This is a genomic window from Amygdalobacter nucleatus (genome assembly GCF_029167365.1).
Classification (GTDB): domain Bacteria; phylum Bacillota; class Clostridia; order Saccharofermentanales; family Fastidiosipilaceae; genus Amygdalobacter; species Amygdalobacter nucleatus.
Window position 1 is genome coordinate 1,254,719 of the sequence record NZ_JARFNM010000001.1, and the last position, 17,198, is coordinate 1,271,916.

16 protein-coding genes are annotated in these 17,198 nt (G+C 39.0%); 3 read left to right on the forward strand and 13 right to left on the reverse strand.

The window, feature by feature from the left end:
- Positions 1-43 precede the first annotated feature (43 nt).
- Both PYS62_RS05685 and PYS62_RS05690 read right to left on the reverse strand, forming a co-directional pair.
- Positions 44-1,186 carry a class II fructose-bisphosphate aldolase gene (locus PYS62_RS05685; protein ID WP_066712790.1) on the reverse strand — a complete coding sequence of 381 codons (1,143 nt, stop codon included), beginning with the start codon at positions 1,184-1,186 and terminating at the stop codon, positions 44-46.
- A gap of 91 nt (positions 1,187-1,277) precedes the next feature.
- Positions 1,278-2,987: a Yip1 family protein gene (locus PYS62_RS05690; protein ID WP_066712798.1), complete on the reverse strand. Its 1,710-nt coding sequence runs from the start codon at positions 2,985-2,987 to the stop codon at positions 1,278-1,280.
- 206 nt (positions 2,988-3,193) lie between these two features.
- On the opposite strand from PYS62_RS05690, the gene nadE reads away from it, so the two are divergent.
- Positions 3,194-5,275 (forward strand): NAD(+) synthase, encoded by a 2,082-nt coding sequence (gene nadE / locus PYS62_RS05695; protein WP_066712801.1) that lies wholly within the window; start codon positions 3,194-3,196, stop codon positions 5,273-5,275.
- A gap of 93 nt (positions 5,276-5,368) precedes the next feature.
- On the opposite strand, the gene PYS62_RS05700 is transcribed toward nadE, so the two are convergent.
- Both PYS62_RS05700 and PYS62_RS05705 read right to left on the reverse strand, forming a co-directional pair.
- Complete coding sequence (locus tag PYS62_RS05700) at positions 5,369-6,793, reverse strand: CCA tRNA nucleotidyltransferase (RefSeq protein WP_066712932.1); 1,425 nt, start codon at positions 6,791-6,793, stop codon at positions 5,369-5,371.
- A gap of 11 nt (positions 6,794-6,804) precedes the next feature.
- On the reverse strand, positions 6,805-7,866 hold the full coding sequence (locus PYS62_RS05705; protein WP_066712934.1) for an asparaginase: 1,062 nt from the start codon (positions 7,864-7,866) through the stop codon (positions 6,805-6,807).
- Positions 7,867-8,332: 466 nt separating this feature from the next.
- On the opposite strand from PYS62_RS05705, the gene PYS62_RS05710 reads away from it, so the two are divergent.
- Positions 8,333-9,694: a uracil-xanthine permease family protein gene (locus tag PYS62_RS05710; RefSeq protein ID WP_066712937.1), complete on the forward strand. Its 1,362-nt coding sequence runs from the start codon at positions 8,333-8,335 to the stop codon at positions 9,692-9,694.
- A gap of 298 nt (positions 9,695-9,992) precedes the next feature.
- Here the strand turns inward: PYS62_RS05710 and PYS62_RS05715 are convergent, their stop codons facing one another.
- The 5 genes from PYS62_RS05715 to PYS62_RS05735 form a co-directional block, all read right to left on the reverse strand.
- Positions 9,993-10,457: a hypothetical protein gene (locus PYS62_RS05715; RefSeq protein WP_066712942.1), complete on the reverse strand. Its 465-nt coding sequence runs from the start codon at positions 10,455-10,457 to the stop codon at positions 9,993-9,995.
- Positions 10,458-10,616: 159 nt separating this feature from the next.
- The gene (locus tag PYS62_RS05720; RefSeq protein ID WP_066712944.1) at positions 10,617-11,105 is read right to left on the reverse strand and encodes an LURP-one-related/scramblase family protein; all 489 of its coding nucleotides are present in this window, start codon (positions 11,103-11,105) and stop codon (positions 10,617-10,619) included.
- A 105-nt stretch (positions 11,106-11,210) separates the two neighbouring features.
- Positions 11,211-11,555, reverse strand: coding sequence for a DUF4298 domain-containing protein (locus tag PYS62_RS05725; protein WP_066712947.1), 345 nt, complete (start codon positions 11,553-11,555; stop codon positions 11,211-11,213).
- A gap of 22 nt (positions 11,556-11,577) precedes the next feature.
- Positions 11,578-12,132, reverse strand: a complete 555-nt coding sequence (locus PYS62_RS05730; protein WP_066712951.1) for an LOG family protein — start codon at positions 12,130-12,132, stop codon at positions 11,578-11,580.
- 56 nt (positions 12,133-12,188) lie between these two features.
- Positions 12,189-12,962 (reverse strand): gamma-glutamyl-gamma-aminobutyrate hydrolase family protein, encoded by a 774-nt coding sequence (locus PYS62_RS05735; protein WP_066712953.1) that lies wholly within the window; start codon positions 12,960-12,962, stop codon positions 12,189-12,191.
- Between the two features lie 274 nt (positions 12,963-13,236).
- Here PYS62_RS05735 and arcA point away from each other — a divergent pair, with 274 nt between their 5' ends.
- Positions 13,237-14,457: an arginine deiminase gene (arcA, locus tag PYS62_RS05740; protein WP_066712955.1), complete on the forward strand. Its 1,221-nt coding sequence runs from the start codon at positions 13,237-13,239 to the stop codon at positions 14,455-14,457.
- A 94-nt stretch (positions 14,458-14,551) separates the two neighbouring features.
- Here the strand turns inward: arcA and PYS62_RS05745 are convergent, their stop codons facing one another.
- The 4 genes from PYS62_RS05745 to PYS62_RS05760 all read right to left on the reverse strand — a co-directional run bounded on the left by PYS62_RS05745 (position 14,552) and on the right by PYS62_RS05760 (position 17,137).
- A complete protein-coding gene (locus PYS62_RS05745; RefSeq protein ID WP_156422936.1) occupies positions 14,552-14,812 on the reverse strand; it encodes a hypothetical protein in 261 nt (86 codons plus the stop codon).
- A 46-nt stretch (positions 14,813-14,858) separates the two neighbouring features.
- Positions 14,859-15,107 (reverse strand): type II toxin-antitoxin system Phd/YefM family antitoxin, encoded by a 249-nt coding sequence (locus tag PYS62_RS05750; protein WP_066712961.1) that lies wholly within the window; start codon positions 15,105-15,107, stop codon positions 14,859-14,861.
- Positions 15,108-15,447: 340 nt separating this feature from the next.
- Complete coding sequence (locus PYS62_RS05755) at positions 15,448-16,260, reverse strand: carbohydrate ABC transporter permease (protein WP_066712962.1); 813 nt, start codon at positions 16,258-16,260, stop codon at positions 15,448-15,450.
- The gene (locus PYS62_RS05760; protein WP_066712964.1) at positions 16,253-17,137 is read right to left on the reverse strand and encodes a carbohydrate ABC transporter permease; all 885 of its coding nucleotides are present in this window, start codon (positions 17,135-17,137) and stop codon (positions 16,253-16,255) included. Before PYS62_RS05760 ends, PYS62_RS05755 begins: the two co-directional genes overlap by 8 nt.
- Positions 17,138-17,198: the final 61 nt, after the last annotated feature.

Genomic DNA, 17,198 nt, shown 5'->3' on the forward strand with positions numbered 1-17,198 from the left:
GCCACAGAAAACCGTGGCGACTTATATTTAATCAGTCACTTGATTAATATGTTTTCTTCAATTCATCTAATGTCAAAGCTTCAACATACTGAGCTTGGTGATAGCTGCCGAAAGCAACAACCAATTGGCACAAAACTTCTTGGATTGCATCTTCAACTTTCTGCATAACAATCTGAATCTCAGGCTCATTTATCTCAGCGCCCATAACAACATCCAAAATTGGTACTAAGTATAGACGTGGATCGAAAGCCTTAGTATTAGCTTGCATCAAATCGTAGATAGCCTTGACCTTCTCATTCTTGAGAACTTCAGGATGCTTTACCCACAACTCACGGATATTACGTGTTGTAGCCATACGAATATCTGTATCAACATTGATCTTATTGATACCGCCAGCCTTAACAACAGCTTGCAATTGATCCAATGGAATACCACCTGAGCCATTGATTGTGCCGCCCAAATTATTAATTTCAGCAACAACATCTTGTGGAACAGTTGATGAACCGTGTGAAACCAAAGCTGTGCTCAAATCAGAACGCATCAAGCACTCATTAACAGCGATAGGTACTTCTTTACGCAAAACAATGTTCTTGCCCTTAGCTGCACCATGAGCTGTACCATAGCTGATAGCCAAAGCATCAACGCCTGTTGCCTTAACAAAGGTAACAGCATCCAATGGGTTTGTATATGTTGAGCTTGCAGCCTTAACATGGTCCTCTTGGCCAGCAATAACACCAATCTCACCTTCAACGCTAACTCCGCGTGGATGAGCATAGTCAACAACCTTCTTAGTGATTTCCATGTTCTCTTCAAATGGCAAAGCAGAACAGTCAATCATAACAGAGGTATAACCTGCATCAACAGCAGCTTGGCAAACTTCGTAGCTACGGCCATGATCCAAGTGTAAAACAACTGGAACTGTAGCAGAATCACCGTATTTATGAGCTAAAGCTACCAAATTAGCCATACCTTTCTTCTTGTCATCTAATGTAGCGTTCATAAAGTCAGCACGACCACCCATGAAAGCGTTAGCAGCCTCTGCGCCTTGTAAAATAGCAGGACTTCTCATAATCTCATGGATTCTGATAGCTGCTTTAATTTGAGCAGCAGAGTTGACGTTAAAGCCGCCATAAGCGAAATTACGTTCATGCGCAACTTTTAGTAAGGGTTTAAGTGATGTTAGCATTGTAACCTCCTAGTAGTACGGGCAGAAAATGTCCGCCAATATCTTACATTTTACTATTTTTCTCAACAAGTTCAACAAGTCAGGCTCTAGTCTAGAAGAGAAGTCTGATAAATGTCGGCATCAAAGCAGCCAAACTTGCAATGATCAAAGCAACTAAATCAGCCTGCTTGCTAAATTTCTGGCTACCTTGCTGTCTAACGAATTTATCAACTAATAAGACTGACCATGTAAAGCAGATCACTCTCAACAGAGATACGATTGCAGCAGCAAAAATATTGAAGATCAAATAGAACGGAATGAAACAAGCTTGCAATAACAGCAAAGCTGCCACACAATTCAAAGTCGACATAAACGGCTGCTTATGATAACTCAAATAGTTAGCCAACATGAAAATCAATGTGTAAAGCCCGATATGGCAAACAGCTGTCAAAATTGTCACTAACAAAGCTGCCCAAACTGACAAACCATCTGTACCAGTTAAATAGCCTGTCAATAGACCGCCTCGATCTGCTCTAGCTGAACCATAAATTAACTGCAAGACAAAATAAAGCAAGGCTACTGGTACAAAAGCCATCGACTTAGCTTTGGCTATCTTCTTGCAAGCTTCCTCTGGGAAATTAGTAAATAGTGTCTGCAAGAGATTAACTAAATCTTGACCAGAAGTTAATAACGAACCAACCAAACCTGTGTCATTAGCTAAAGCAGCATCATATCTATCTGGCTGCTCTTGTGGTTGTGCTTCATTATTTTGCATATTCGCATCAACTCGTTGCTCAGTTAGTGCGTAGTTAGCTTCATTCGGTACCTGGCGATACTGTCTAACTGGCTGTTCTGTTTCAACTGGCATGTCAGCTACCTTAGCTGCCATATCTGGCATAGCTTGTGGTCTGTACATGTTATTAGCATAATCTCCATACTGACCTGCTTGATATGCATAAGCAGCTTGATCTGGATTTGCCACTAAATTGTCATAAGCTTGGAAGCGATCGTTTGCTTCTTCCGTTTCAGCTTTAGGTGCATAATCATCTGGCACATAAACTGGTGTAGCACTATTGTCTGCATCTGTTGTTACATAAGTTGGAGCTTGATATGAAGTTGGCTCATAATCATCAACTGCATTATCGGCTGAATTATTGTCTGGAGCGTAGTGTATAGCTCTGTAATTCAGGGCATCTACATTGTTCTCAGGTTGAACTTGTTCATTCTCTCTAGAGTTAGCTGTTGTCTGAGCTTCCCACATTCTAAAAGCATCTTCTCTAGCCTTAGCTAAAGCTTGAGCAGCTGGATCAACGCGTTCAGGCTCAGGTGCTGCTGTCTGTTGAACAGGTTCAGTTTCCACTCGCTCTGGCTGATTCATAGCTGTAGGGACTTGTGGATTTAATGGTTGCTTCTGCGTTAAATCTGCCAAATTCTCACGCCATTGTTGGTTACTAGCCAATTCTTCGTCTAAATCATTGCCTACCTTAGCTGCCAATCGACGCATCGTATCTTGATCTTTCACCCGTGAGAACAATTCCTTGCTTGTAACAGGTTCAGGTGATATACGTCTTGGTTGTTCACCGATATATTTAGCTGGCATAGCTTTAGCTTCAGTTTGGGGCAAACGAACAGAGCGTAAATTTTGTTGTTGCAAAGGACTTGGCGTAAAGCGCCTAGTTTCAGCAGCTTGGTCGGCCTTATCAGGCGAAGTTGCTGATTGCTCAGCTGTATAATGGCTCTCACGTTTTAACCCAGGAATTACAGTTCGGCGCATGCCATCCTGCATGGCAGCACCTGCTTGCTCATTATCATAACTTTCCATACTAACTCCACCGCACACTCACACAAGTGGTAAATGCTTTCAAAATTCATTTCTATTATATTACACGAAAGTTACACCAGTCACAAGTACTAATCTGCCAGTAATAGCAGATAAAAAGTGCAAAAATTCGGTTAATTTCACTGATCCACTAGTTTATAATTATCTTTTTTAGCTATAATTTAAACTTATAAAGAAAGAGGTAATTTATGTACAACGCTAAACTTTTCTTAAATTGTCAAATAGCTAGTCCCATTCTACGTGCATGCGATATTGCTTTCAATAGCAAGCTCATTATCAAGCTCGCTGAACAAGCAATTAAGGCTAAACGGGCACTACTTATTTTACCTGAGCTGGCGCTAACAGGTGGCTTTCTCAATGATTTACACCAAAGCGGCAATGTACTTGATCAAGTCCAGCACTATCTGCAAGACATTTTATTAGCTTCCGCCAATTGGCCTAGCAATTTTGCTCTAGTTTTCGGTTCTCCTCTTGTCACTCCAGAAGGTCAACATAACGCTGCTTTAGTTATAAGCCAAGGCAAAATCATCCAAACAGCTTGTAAACAAAACTTAACCAATGTAGAACGTCAACAATTTTTAAAGGCACAGCCCAAACAAGTTACAGATGACATATTCCTTTTACCAGTCTTCGGGCCTTATAAGCCTGTCCGTGTGCAATTAGTAGTTGGTGATGACATCTATCTACTTAATGAAAGTGCAGCTGATTTAATCGTCCATATCAGTAATGAGCCTTTCACTAGCAGACAAGCAGCTAAACTTAAATTGCATTTACAAAATCTCGCACAAGTTGCAAATTTGGCTATTTTACATGTCAATAGCTCAATCATGTCACCCTCTGACCTTTACTATCATCAAGCTGAATACCAGGCCTATGAAGGCAATTTGTGTTTGTTAAACAAGCATTTACAAACTGCTGATTATCTACAATTTGCAAAAATGCAGAATCTTGATATTTCAGCTAAATTAGAGCAGATAGAGCAAGCTTGCAAGCTGTCATATCAAAAATCCGTCACTTGCTCCCTCCTAATTCCTAGGCTCACCAATTGGCGTATAAGACGTAGACTAAAAATAGCGACAGAAGCTGAGCTTGTGGCGATCTCAGCTTATTTTGACCTAAGGCCAGCTGAAAAAAGATTGTTCAATCCAGCCCCTTATCTCTATCAAAGTCCAAGCACTTTAGCTAATTGTGGCTGTCAAGGTCTAGCACCTTATACAGATTGTTTGGATAAAGTTGAGTATTACAGTAATTTTTGGCAGGCAGCTTCTGAAAGCCTATTGAAGCGCTTATACACTGCCCATGCTAAGAAGTTCATTTTGGGCTTATCTGGTGGACTAGATTCATGTGTAGCTTTACTTACCTGTTACTTAGCTTGCAAGCTAGGCAATTTGCCACTTGCTACTATTCAGCCCATCTGCATGCCTGGTTTTGGAAGTAGCCAACAAAGTCAAAATCAAGCCAACGACTTACTAAAAGCCCTTCATATCGAAGCTGAAACGATCAATATTAAGCAAGCTTGTTTGCAGCATTTTGCCGATATTAAGCAAGCGATTGACAATTACGATGTCACTTATGAAAATGCACAAGCGCGTGAACGTACACAAATTCTCATGGACAAGGCTAATCAGTTAAATGGCATTGTCGTTGGCACGGGTGATTTAAGTGAAGAATGCTTAGGGTTTTCTACATATAATGGTGATCAGATGAGCATGTTTAATCCTAACGCTGGTATTCCAAAGAGCCTAATGCCAAGCTTGTTAGCCATTTTCCCAGCTTGTTATGAGAAACTAGCTTGCGAACCGTCTTTTGACCCTAAAGAATTAACCCAGGCACTCAAGTTAATCTACGAAGCTAATATCAGTCCTGAGCTCTTACCGCTCACTAAGACTGGTGAGCAAAAACAAGTTACCCAAAAAGTGGTCGGTTCTTATCTTTTGCACGACTTCTTCTTCTATCATCTAGCTGATGCAAATTATTGCATAGAGGAACTCTTAGAATTAGCCTGTGACAGTTTCAGCGCTGATAATATTCAGGCACTTTCAGAAATTAATTTTGATTTTGGGCCGAAGGCTAATGTCTATGCTAAGCAAAGTTTCAATCGTCAAGAAATTAAGCAAACTTTGGAAGTTTTCACTAAGCGCTATGTCCAGCAACAGTATAAGCAGCTACCTGCCCCAGCTTCTGTTAATTTTACAGATTACAATTTGGCGAACGCCTTGCATATTCCAAGTGATTTAGCGGTAAATCCATTCATTCATGAAAAGTATTGACTAAAAGCCCGGCATCAGCTGGGCTTCTTACTTTGTTGTAAATTTTTCACTATTAAACTTGATGTAGAGCAATAAGCCAAACTCAATAGCTCTCTACTTCTCAGTTTTCTCAAGACTTAATTTAACATAAGCCTCTAAGGCTGATTTTTCGTTAACAACTTCGCCTTTTAAGACAGCTAACCATAAGTTTTTCAGTGTCTGATTAATTAGCGCGCCTTGTAAATCCGGGCATAATTTCAATAATTCATCGCCTCGCAAATTTAAGTCACGCAAGGTCCAACAAGAATTAGCCTGTACAAAGGCTAAAAAAGCTTGCCAATAATCTAAACTTAACTTGGCGCTAGCCACAGCATAAATCAAGCTATAAGCAAGTTGTTCTGCTCCGTATATACAAAGTAAATCAGACCAATTAACAGCCTCTACCGTTTGATACTTGTGCCAAAAATCAGGTGCTAAAACGTCACTACACAAGCTCACTAAATCGCGCCTAACGTTAGACCAGCACATGCTATTTGCCAGTTTTTTGGCTAATTGCTTAGAATTAGGCAAGTTAAACTTTTTACGTAAATTATCTAGCTGTGAATGGACGTAAACTGACCAATAAAAGACTAAACTAAGTTCTCTTTGCATAGCGCCAAAATTAATCATGTCAGCGCCATTCTCTTTAGAAACAAAATAGCTTTTAACAAACGGCAAATTGCTCTGGCTTTTGAGTTTTATAAGCTCTAGAAGGCTAGATTGAATGAAAGCTTTATGCTCTGTCAACGCCTCTACAAGCTCTACACAATTAGCCTCTTTCAGCAAATTCGTTTGAAAAAGTTCAGGATATGAGAAAGCAAACAAATCAAGAAACTCTCTCAAAACTGGCGCTGCGAATTGGCCTAAGAACAATTTGTCAATCTCTTCTAAAATTCTTTCCCGAGCTACATATGACAAAGTGTCAAACAAGTTCCAAACTGCTTGTTTCGTCTTAGATTCAATCTCAAAGCCAAGTGTAGAGGCAAATCTTAAAGCCCTTAAAATTCTTAAGGCATCTTCTTTTAAGCGTTCATTTGGCTCATTAACAGCACGAATCAAGCCGTTAGACAAGTCAGATAAGCCGGCATATAGATCAACTAAGCCTCGCTCAGGCGACCAAGCTAGGGCATTAATAGTAAAATCACGCCGAGCCAAATCTTCATCCAAGCTGTCAGCAAAAACAATGCCATCAGGATGGCGATGATCACTATAAGTCGTGTCTTTCCGAAAAGTGGTAATTTCATAGCTGCTATTTGCCAGCAAAACAGTTACCGTACCATGTTTAATGCCTGTTTCAATCACCCTTTGCGTATGGAAAAGCTCCTCTACCTGCTCAGGCCTTGCATTGGTCGTAAAATCATAATCATGCACTTTTTTGTGCAAAAGTAAGTCTCGCAAAGAGCCACCAACTAAGTAGCATTCATAATTAGCCTTGACAAATTTGCTTAAAACTTGTTTGGCGCCACTATCAAGTTTGGCGTAAATTTCTGCATCTTTCACAGCTAATCTCCCTAACGTGGCTGCTTGGACAAATTAATCTCGCCAGCCAAATTACGACTGAAGTAATCTTTGACAAAAGCTAAGCGGCGTAACGGATCAGTGATTTGTTTTTTCTCAGCTTGTCCCAAGGCGAAATAAAGTTTTGTAATGGCAGCTTCTGTCGACATATCAAACGCCTCGATTGCACCTAAATCCAGGAGCTTACGTCCAACTTCATAGACCCGCAAACTCGATTGTTCATACAAGCATTGGCTTGTAACAACTACCGCAAAGCCCGCATCTATCAATTTGCCCAAACCTTGCAGCAAATCTTTGTGCAAAAAGTTGATACCGCCGATGCCAAAAGCTTCCAGCAAAATTGCTTGATACCCTAATGCAGGCAAATAATCAAGCAAAGCGGCATTAAAAGCTGGCGTCAGCTTGAGTAAGAAGGCAGCTGCTTTTAACTCTGTTGCTAATTGCATTGGCCCACCTTGCTGCCTTAAATAACGAATTGTCTGCAAAACTTGCTCATCGAACTGTAAGCCAGAAGAATTAACTTTGGCTATTGGTGGACAATTCACGCTTTCAAAAGCCTGAAAGTCTAAAGTGCGCACTTTTACAGCTCTTGTACCTAGCATCACTTGCCGATTAAAGGCCAAAAATACACCTGGCACACCACTGGCAGCCATAGCTAAGGCTGTCTGTAAATTATCATGCGCATCGCTCAAAGGCTCGTCGACTGGAAATTGTGAACCTGTCAAAACCACTGGCAAGTTCAAATTCGTCAGCATATAAGACAAAGCAGATGACGTATAAGCCATCGTATCTGTCCCGTGCGTAACTACAATCCCATCATAATCATTGCGCGAAGCATAAATAGCTCTTGCAATTGTCTGCCATTCAGGGATTTGGATATTGGAGCTATCCAAGCTCAAAATATCTTGCATAGTCAAGTCATAGTAGGTGCGTAAAAGTGATGCTTTAGGAATAATTTGGTCAATGCTATAACTTGGTGCTAAACCAGCTCCTGTTTGTTTGGAAGCAATCGTGCCACCTGTAGCTAAAATTAAAATGTGTTTCTTAGCGCTCATTTTGAACTCCTTACCTTCAGGAATTATCGCTTTTGTTATTTTATTATAACTGCTATCAACAATATTGCCGCCTCGTTTTCAGGTTAATTTTTGTCTTTTCAGAGCATCGTGCTTTATCCATTGAATTGAATATCAGCAAGCCAAAATGCTTTTCTCAGTTGCAATAAGCATTTTGCTTGATCTTGCATAGCATCTAATTCGCAAACATTATCGCTTATGCAACAGCAAAAGCCACACATTGCGTTTTGCTTTTTAGTTAGTATGCTCATTAATTATATCTAAAAATTAACAACTAATTTCAGCTGCTTTAAGCATTTTAGAGGGTATTTTGCGTGATTTTCAGGGTTCATTCTGGTCAATTTTTTACCCGCTATATATTGTTGACTTGCAAAAGCAAAACAAATAGTGCATAATACCATCAATTTGCGCGGCGGTAGTCGCAAACAGATAATTCAGGAGGTTTTATATGGCGGTTAACAACACAGTCAAAATCGGCGAAGAACCAATTCGCGACATTAGACTTTTACCGAAGGGAAAAGTGCTTTTATTAGGTTTCCAACACACATTTGCGATGTTTGGAGCAACAGTTCTCGTTCCTCTCTTAACCGGATTGAATATTAACACAGCATTATTGATGGCTGGTGCGGGCACATTAATCTTTCATTTATTTACGAAAGGTAAGGTTCCCGCTTTTTTAGGCTCTTCATTTGCATTTATTGGTGGTTATAATTTGGTGGCTCCTTTGGTGGACGGCAAAGCTGATCCTCATAAAATTGCCATCGCTTCCGGTGGCGTTTTTTTTGCCGGTCTAGTTTACCTGATCTTAGCTGGTTTGATTAAGTTCTTTGGTACACGCCGAGTCATGCGTTTCTTCCCACCAGTAGTTACTGGTCCGATCATCATCGCAATTGGCTTAACCCTTTCACCATCAGCAGTTGCTAACGCTTCAACTAACTGGTTACTTGCAATTACCGCTATCTCAGTGGTCGTCATCTGCAACATCTGGGGCAAAGGCATGTTGAAGATTATTCCAATCATCATGGGTATAGGTTGTGCCTATGTTGTAGCACTTTTGACTAACTCAATAGACTTCAGCAGCTTTGCTAACATTAAAGTTCTCGATTGGCCAGTTGATCCTAGTAAGTTCATGGTTTTCGACCTCAGCGCAATCTTAACAATCGTGCCTATCTCCCTCGCTACAATGATGGAACACATCGGCGATATTTCAGCTATCAGTGCTACAACTGGTGAAAACTACATCGCTGATCCAGGTCTACATCGTACCTTGATGGGTGATGGTATTGCTACATCCTTCTCAGCTATCTTCGGTGGCCCTGCTAATACAACATACGGTGAAAACACAGGCGTGCTTGTCTTAACTAAAGTTCACGATCCTCGCATCGTCCGCTTAGCAGCTGTCATTGCAATCATCTTAGGTTGCTTCCCAATCTTAAGCAGCTTCATTCAAACCATTCCAGCCGCTATCATCGGTGGTGTTTCCTTAATCCTCTATGGTATGATCTCCGCAATTGGTGTACGTAACTTAGTTGAAAGTAAGGTTGACTTCACTAAATCAAGAAACTTGATTGTAGCAGCTACCATCTTGGTTGTTTCACTCGGCTTTAAGAACGGTGTAAGTTTCCAAGTAAACTCTGTAACAATCACCCTCTCAAGTATCGCTCTGTCAGCTCTACTGGGTATTGCTTTGAACGCTATCTTGCCAGGTAAAGACTACGTCTTCACAGAAGCTAATCCTAAAGAAACAGGTGTTAACTTCTCAGCAGTTGATACAACTATGGAAGGTCACGGCGATACAGAAGAAGCATAACCTAAATGCTAATCTCCCAAACTCAAAAGTGACTTAAAGTCAATATGTACCCTGTTTACTTGAAAACAGTAAACAGGGTATTTTTATGTACCATCGAGTTCCGCCCAATCAAGAGGTAGAAAAATAAAATGGATACTAGTAGAAAAATAAAATGGATACTACCTGTAAATACAGGCGAATATCCATTTATTCGTGTTTAGCTTATAACTACGTGTCAAAGTTTCTCGGTTTTTGACCTCACAGCAAATTAAACGGCCTCAACTAAAATTGAAGCCGCTTAGTTTTTATTTAATAGTTGCTATTTATTATATTGTTTAGCTTGTCTAGGTTTAGACGTAGTATCAATCAATTCAGCTGGCTTTGCCTCTGTTTTAGATACAGCTTCAGAACTTGTTACTAATTTGTGAGCCTCTTGTTTTGTGTCTTTTTCCTCAAGCTCTGGCTTGTCTGTTTCTGTTTCTTTCTCTGTTTCTACTTCTTCATGAGCTTGACTTGCTTCCTCAGTTTTAACAGGTTCAGATCCCTTCTCTTTTTCTTTGGCAGATTCACTGTCATTAGCTTCGCTAGTTTCTACTTTACTAGCTTTTTCATCCTTGCTTGTTTCAATTGTTGGCTGCTTTGCCTCTTTCTTAGGCTTATAGAGGAATGGAAAAAGCGTATTCTTAGGCTCTTCTCCCCTTGCCATCTGCCGCATAATTTCCACAAATAAATAAGTTATATAAGCAACTAAAAGAATACCTAATACAATGAATAAAATATACATACATACCTCCTAAACAAAGCCTGTAAAGATACGTAAATAATAACATCATCTTTATTTATTTGCCAAAATAGAAAGCAGCTTTTCTAAATTGAATTAGAAGCTAAAGGCACTTTCTAAAAGTTGAACCGCCTTTTTGCTTAATTTGGCAAAGGTCATGCACTAATGCCGAGCTTTTTCACCATCTTTAATATTGTTAAGACAAATTACCAGCGCCAACGAGGCAAGCGTATACTTTTCGGCATAGACGGTGAGTTCATAGGTATCGGTTAAAGTCAAAGGCTTTTTGACAATCTCACCTATAAGCTCATCATCAATGTAAATTGCAAAATTAAAATCCCAAACATCGCCTTTAAGGACAATATCGCCAAAATTTGTTGCTACATCTATCACTTTTCTGAAAAATGAAAATCTAGCATTAATTTCTAAGCTCGTACCATCACTAAAATTAACAAAATACCGTGGCAATAGAGATATAACTTGTCTACTTATCGTAAAAAGTTCAACCTGTTTCGTATTAAAAACCGTAGCTGAATAACCTATAAGTTTAAGATCTTGGTCGAGGTAAAAACACTTTTCCCCATTTTCATCAATAATCCAATATTGGTCAGTAAACTTAAATAACTTTTCTTTAAAGTAATATTGTTTCATCTGTATTGCCCAGTATCTTTCGTAATTTGTTGAGCTAACATCTTCATAAGGTATAAAATTCCCTAACTTCTTAGAGATATTTTATGGTCTAAAATGTTGAAAGCCCTAATTTTCAGGCTCTGCTGTATTCAAAATTTTATTCACGATATTTAATTGCTGCAAGGCAAATTGATAAATCTCACCCAAGCAATCATAGGCTGCATCTTCTGACAAAACGCCGCACGGTACATCTTTGGGAACTAAACCTTGGCTATGCGCATCATAATCGCTAAACCAATTAGCACTACTGTAGTAATTGCTCAAAGCTTGATAATGTGGCAAGGCCGCTTTTACCTTTGTCTGAAAATTTCCAAGTTCAGGTAAAAACTCATTCAAATAGTTAAGATGGCCCTCCATCTCCTTGATTCTTGCAAGCTGCTTAATATCCATTGTCTTTTTTTCTTCACTCATCGTTAATGCTTAAACCCTCACCTTAAAATAGTGGTACAACCTTGTAAGTTTGAATGTAATTAGCTATTTCAGTTAAATTATCTGAAAACAAAACGTTGTTACGCTGAGCTTGCTCCAAAAAATTTGCTTTGACCATTCTATCAAGCATCTTTTCTAACGGTGCATAGTAATTATCGACATTATAAAAGACAGCTGGTTTTTTATTCTTGCCAACTTTAGACCAGGAAATCACGTCTGCAATCTCCTCCAAAGTTCCTAAGCCACCTGGTAAAGCGATGAAGGCATCCGCCTTTTCAATCAAAATATTTTTGCGTGTTGTCATATCATCTACTTCGATAAATTCCGTCAAATTAGTATGCGCCATCTCTTGTTTCATCAGAAAAGTAGGCATCACACCGATAACTTTACCATTTTCAGCTAAAACACTATCTGCTAATAGTCCCATCAGACCATTATTGCCACCGCCATAGACCAAGTTAAAATTGCACTTAGCGAGCCACTTGCCAAGTTCAATTGTCTTTTCTCGATAAATAGATTTGTTACCAGCACTGGCACCACAGAAAACTGTAATATTCATTACGCTCCTCCGTTTCTAATTGGACCTATTATACGCTAATATTAAGTTAATTAATTTTATTGTTGTTTGTAAATTTGTGCTTCTTGCAAAAATGCAGCAAAAATTGCCTGCATCTTCATATCTGTCGCTTGCAAAAATTCTGGATGCCACTGCAAAGCCAACAAAAACGGATAATTGTCTAGCGTAAAAGCTTCAATCAAGCCATCTTTAGCCCAAGCTACAGCCGTTAAATTAGCAGCTAACTCTTTAATGGCCTGGTGATGTAAAGAATTGACCTGCAGAGTTTCAGTTTGGCAAATTCTAGCTAATTCACTATCCTTAGCTAATTCAATCTGATGCCAACTTTTATAAGGTGCTGACCTTTGGACGTGCATAAATGTATGTTCCTTACGCTCGGCTAAGTCCTGATACAAGCTGCCGCCAAAATAAACATTGATTAACTGTAAGCCGCGACAGATAGCTAAAATAGGCATTTTCATTTCTAAAGCAACTTTTAAAAGACAAAATTCAGATATGTCACGCTCTAGCAAAGTTGAACTCAAATTAGCCTTGGGCTCTTCATTGTAAAAGCGCGGATCTAAATCGTGCCCACCTGTCAACAACAAAGCATCCATGCCACTTAAAGCAGCTTGATAATAGCTAATTAATCTGTCCGTACCTTGCTGTTTAGGGTCAAATGTTGCAGATGAAATTTCGTCACTTACACATGGAATGATCAGCGGAACTGCATTTTGCTTAGCTAAAGCTTCAATATAAGCATTGTTGGCATAGGCTAAATTGTAGCCTTCCTCATCTTTGTGCAAACTTCCACTAACTGCTATTCTCAACATCGCTAGATCCTCCTATTTAATCGGTTTGCTTCACAGACCAAGTCTTTATATACTTATTATATAGGATTTTTGTATATGATTTGACAATTTAGCTTAAGCTTTTTAGCTAACTTTTGTCAGCTAATTGCCCTAATCATCCACATTAAACTAAATATGTAGAGTTCAATTTGGTGAAATTTCTTAAAAAAGCTTGTTCGGCAAGAAATTTTCAGCTAAACTTATGGTCAAATTTACGCCGTATACTTAATGTATGGTTGAACTAAAAGGAGGCGCTATGAATCCAGTTAATATCAAGTCAGAAATTGGCAAACTTGAAACTGTTATCCTGCATCGGCCTGGTCGTGAACTTTTAAATATCACGCCGGATGCAATGGATAATCTTTTATTTGATGAGCTACCTTTTTTGGATATTGCCCAAAAAGAACATGATAATTTTGCGCAAATTCTCAAAGATAACGGCGCTAAAGTTTACTATTTAGCTGATTTAGCTGCAGAAGCAATCACTGACGAAAGCATTCGGGAAGAATTCATCAATACATATTTGGCTGAAGCTAATATCTCTGTTCCACGTGAGAAGAACTTGTTGAAGCAGCATCTTTACAGCTTAAGCAATCAAGATTTGGTCTTAAAAATGATGGAAGGTACGCGCAAAAACGAACTACCACTTTATACCAAAGCTACTTTAACTGAGATGACAGAAGCACGCTCTTTCTTTGTCGCTGAGCCTATGCCTAACCTCTATTTTACAAGAGATCCTTTCGCTTTTATCGGAAATGGCGTTAGCTTGAATCATATGTGGTCTGTCACTCGGCGGAGAGAGACTTTGTTTGGCCGCATGATTTTCAAATATCATCCACTATTCAAAGACAGCAAGTTGCCATTCTGGTACGATCGCTATGATGGCTTGTCAATTGAAGGTGGCGATATTATCGTTTTGTCTGATAAAGTCGTGGCAGTCGGTATAAGTCAAAGAAGCAAAGCTTCCGCTGTTGAACGTTTGGCTAGCAACTTACTAAAGAGTGAGAGCGGTTATGAAACGGTTTTGGCCTTAACTATTCCAGAATCACACGCTTTCATGCACCTAGATACAGTCTTTACAATGGTCGATCGCGATTTGTTCACCTTGCATCCACAAGTTGACGAAACTCTAGAAATCTATGCTCTAAATCTTTTGGGACAAGAAATTAAAACAACTTTTGTCGGCAATGATTTGGCAGCTGTTTTGAAGAAATATCTTAAAATTGGGGCGGTTAATCTCATTCGTGAAGGCTCTGGTACCATAATGGATGCAATCAGGGAACAATGGAGTGATGGTTATAATACCCTAGCAATTGCGCCAAGAGAAGCTGTTGTTTACGATCGCAACGTCTATACTAACGAAGAATTAGATCGCTATGGCGTAAAATTACACATCTTACGCTCAGGCGAATTGTCACGCGGCCGAGGCGGCCCACGTTGCATGTCTATGCCACTAAGCAGAAAAGATCTTAATTAGAAAATTACTCTTAACTAGAGAAGTAAGCTTAATTAGGAAACAATCTTAAAGAAAAAGCCTGCAATGCAGGCTTTTTAACTTTGCTAAAACTAATTTAGCCTTGAGAATCCACATAAGCTGTGGGATATTCAAAAATATCTAAAATGGCAACGATAGCAGCTTCATGCACCATAGAATCATGCTCAACCATACTCATTCTTATTTCAGTTGAACGCAAAATAGCTGGTATGCCCTTCTCAACTACTTTATTAACTTCAGAGCATAATGTCTGGACAAATATGAGACATTTCCAAAATGTCAGCCTGTATTTGCTTCCAAGTGTCGCCTCTTGCAGCATAAACTTTAACCTTAACATCGCCTTTAGATTTCGTAAGGTGGTAAATTTGGTTAATGATTTTCGTTCACCAGGTAACCTCATTTCCTGATACACATTCAGCAAGTAGTGTATGCAAGCCAGCCTTAACTTTTTCACACATAGCTGAATTAGAAACAACATATAAAGTCTCTACTAGGTCATTGTATTCATCTTCGCTTAAAGCTACGACATTGCCATTTTTGGTGCTGATATTGATACGCGCATTAAACTGTATTATTTGCTCAAGTAAGGAAAAAAGATTTTTACAGAAATCAGTTGCTGTAATATTCAGCATCTAAAATCACCCTCGTAAAGTTTATGTACATTATATCTAACAAGCATACTAATCAACTAACGAAAAAATTTTTCAATTGCCACTATAATGCCAATAATAAGCAAAATCAGCCTGATAACGTTCCTCACAATTTTTAAGCTTCGCTTAATTGTAGCTTTCTCTATAAGCATTAATTTATCCCCACTTCACTATATAATTTAGATTCTAGCACATAATATCAGGCTAAGCTGCAAGCAAACAAGCACAAAATAAGCGCCAGCTAAAATGCTAGCGCCACCATATAACCCCCGTTCAAACAATATTCCTTAATTAGATTGAACGAAATTTCTATTGAACTAAATTATTTTACAGCACCTGTAATACCAGCTGTAAAATTCTTCTGTAAGAGGAAAAATACAATAGCTGTCGGCAAAGTACAGAGAAGCACAGCTAACATCAACACGCCATAGTCGGTGACATAGCCCTCTTTCAAGTTCGCAACCAGCATTGGAATTGTGATTGTATCAGCTTTCGTCATGATGACTTTCGGCCACAAATAACTATTCCAAGCACCCATGAACGTAATTGTCAAAGCAGCAGCAAAGGTTGAACGCATAGTTGGAATGAACATGGTGAAGAAAATCTGTAATTCATTGAGTCCATCAATGCGAGCTGCCTCAATAATATCACGTGGGAAAGAACGAGCGCTCTGCCTAAATAACATGATTAAAAATGGTGTAGCTAAGGTTGGCAAAATAAAGCCCACCAATGAATTAAGTAAGCCCCATTTGGAAAACATTTGATAGAGCGGAATCATTATAGCTACAAACGGAACCATCATAGCTAAAAGTAACACCTTCATCACATTATCTTTGACCTTGTCATGATAAACTTCAAAGCCATAACCAGCTAAAGAGCAAATCAAAAGCGATAGCAAAGTTAAAATAAAGCTATAAGCTAATGAATTCCATAACGCACCAAACACGTCATACTGATCAGTCAATCTTTGTAAATTGACAAAGAATTGCGAGCCAATTGTCAATTTACCCCTCGTCACTTGCAAGCTACTATTTGTACTTGCGGCAATCATCCAATAAAGTGGGAAAACAGAGATAAACGATACGATACTCAAAAAGATATAAGTACCTATTTTTTTATGTCTTAACTTAGTCACGCTTATCACCAACTTTCAATTGAATCATTGTCAAAATCACAACTAAAAACAGTATGAAATATGACATTGCAGCGGCATAAGAGAAATTAGGCACAAACTTAAACGACATATTATAAATGTAATGCGACATTGTAATTGTCGCGTTAGCAGGTCCGCCACCTGTCAAGTTGACAGACTCATCGAACATCTGCAATGTACCGTTAATCGACATAATCACAGTTAAAAGTATCGTTGGCCGTAAAAGTGGCACGGTAATCTGCCAAAAAGCTTGCCAGCGGCTAGCTCCATCTATTTTCGCAGCTTCATAAACTGAATATTCAATATTTTGCAAACCAGCCAAATAAAAGACCATATTGTATCCTGTCCAACGCCAAAGCAAAGCCAAAATGATAACAATTCTAGCACTAATTGGGTTAGCTAGAAATTCAAAGCTCTTATCAATTATGCCCAAATTAAGTAGCAAGGAATTAATCAGGCCATCATTAGCAAATAAAGCTCTGAAAATTGTGGCATATGAAACCAATGATGTAGCACAAGGCAAGAAAATGGCTGTCCTAAATATACGCTTAAATCGTAATTGACGATCATTTAATAAACTAGCCAATAGCAAAGCAAAAATCAACATCAATGGCACTTCAATAACTAAATAAATAATGCAATTGATTAATGATTGAATAAAAATTTTATCTTGGAAGATTCTTATATAGTTGTACGCCCCACCCCAAGTAAGTGTAGCTCCTTTACCTTTCATCAAAGAAAGAATAAAAGCAGACAACATGGGATAAAAGCTCAAGGTGACAATCAAAGCAACAGCTGGGATAATAAACAGCCAACTGATCACATTCTGTTTTTGCCGTATCGTCATTTTTCCAGTCATTCTACGATCATCTCCATCTAAAGAGAAGGGGTGGCCTTGCCACCCCAACTAAAGCCAATTG

Coding starts and splice junctions, on each gene's coding strand:
- PYS62_RS05730 (WP_066712951.1), bottom strand. CDS start 12,132: ATGAATATTACAGTTTTCTGTGGTGCCAGTGCTGGTAACAAATCTATT.
- PYS62_RS05705 (WP_066712934.1), bottom strand. CDS start 7,866: ATGAGCGCTAAGAAACACATTTTAATTTTAGCTACAGGTGGCACGATT.
- PYS62_RS05710 (WP_066712937.1), top strand. CDS start 8,333: ATGGCGGTTAACAACACAGTCAAAATCGGCGAAGAACCAATTCGCGAC.
- PYS62_RS05750 (WP_066712961.1), bottom strand. CDS start 15,107: ATGCTGAATATTACAGCAACTGATTTCTGTAAAAATCTTTTTTCCTTA.
- PYS62_RS05685 (WP_066712790.1), bottom strand. CDS start 1,186: ATGCTAACATCACTTAAACCCTTACTAAAAGTTGCGCATGAACGTAAT.
- PYS62_RS05720 (WP_066712944.1), bottom strand. CDS start 11,105: ATGAAACAATATTACTTTAAAGAAAAGTTATTTAAGTTTACTGACCAA.
- PYS62_RS05745 (WP_156422936.1), bottom strand. CDS start 14,812: ATGTTAAGGTTAAAGTTTATGCTGCAAGAGGCGACACTTGGAAGCAAA.
- PYS62_RS05725 (WP_066712947.1), bottom strand. CDS start 11,555: ATGAGTGAAGAAAAAAAGACAATGGATATTAAGCAGCTTGCAAGAATC.
- PYS62_RS05760 (WP_066712964.1), bottom strand. CDS start 17,137: ATGACTGGAAAAATGACGATACGGCAAAAACAGAATGTGATCAGTTGG.
- nadE (WP_066712801.1), top strand. CDS start 3,194: ATGTACAACGCTAAACTTTTCTTAAATTGTCAAATAGCTAGTCCCATT.
- PYS62_RS05735 (WP_066712953.1), bottom strand. CDS start 12,962: ATGTTGAGAATAGCAGTTAGTGGAAGTTTGCACAAAGATGAGGAAGGC.
- PYS62_RS05690 (WP_066712798.1), bottom strand. CDS start 2,987: ATGGAAAGTTATGATAATGAGCAAGCAGGTGCTGCCATGCAGGATGGC.
- arcA (WP_066712955.1), top strand. CDS start 13,237: ATGAATCCAGTTAATATCAAGTCAGAAATTGGCAAACTTGAAACTGTT.
- PYS62_RS05715 (WP_066712942.1), bottom strand. CDS start 10,457: ATGTATATTTTATTCATTGTATTAGGTATTCTTTTAGTTGCTTATATA.